The sequence below is a fragment of the Bremerella sp. JC817 genome (genome assembly GCF_040718835.1).
GTDB lineage: Bacteria > Planctomycetota > Planctomycetia > Pirellulales > Pirellulaceae > Bremerella.
On record NZ_JBFEFG010000069.1, the window covers coordinates 1 to 771 of the forward strand.

A 771-nucleotide genomic window follows, 5' to 3' on the forward strand; every position below is an offset into this window, starting at 1 on the left:
TTCCGAAGGGTTACCGAGTTCACTCGATCAAGGTGACTGCGGAAAGTGCCGCTTCGGGTCTGATTTTGCCTGGCGACCGTGTCGACGTGCTGGTTTACCTGCAAGTCGTCAACCAGCTCGACAAGAACCGTACAAAACGTACTCGTCCGGCAGCATCGCCGCCCAGAAACTGTTCTTTGGACACAGCGAAGCAGGCGACCTGCTCCCTTACTTCTCAGGTCACTTCGATACGACCACCGGTCCTTCGCCGTTTGGGCTCCGAATGCCAAGGCGGTTTCGGTCGTCGGTGATTTCAATGATTGGGATGCCCGCAGCCACCAGATGAATCGTGTTGGCACCAGCGGCGAGCTGGAAGACTGCCTGATCCTGCTGTTTGAAGAAAAGATCTCGTCGGCCAAGAAGCTGGTTCCACTGCTGGAATCGATCAGCCTCGGGGCAGGGGTACGGGATCAGAGGGGAACGTGGGTTGGTTGGCCAGGAGGGCGAGCGGGCCGGTCGTTCCAATCGGGTCAGGGGGATGGAAGTCGACATCGGTACCATGATGACTGCCAGCGTGGCTTCGGCGAGAACAACGACGTCCTGCTTACCGCTAACGACGCTGGCTTCGATGCTGGCGACGTCCGCGTGAAGTACGTCAAGGGCACCAGCTCGCCAGCAGTGGAACCAGCTTCTTGGCCGACGAGATCTTTTCTTCAAACAGCAGGATCAGGCAGTCTTCCAGCTCGACCAACTGCTTGTCTTCGTCGGTGACGAAGTGTGGCGAGAGGAAAC

The 771-nt window shown here is 58.1% G+C and carries 2 pseudogenes; both read left to right on the forward strand.

Annotated elements, in window-relative coordinates:
- Positions 1–32: 32 nt before the first annotated feature.
- Positions 33–89, forward strand: a pseudogene (locus AB1L30_RS00320) (hypothetical protein); the annotation flags it as partial.
- Positions 79–294 (forward strand): annotated as a pseudogene (locus AB1L30_RS00325) (hypothetical protein); the annotation flags it as partial. The pseudogenes AB1L30_RS00320 and AB1L30_RS00325, both read left to right, overlap by 11 nt.
- Positions 295–771 lie beyond the last annotated feature (477 nt).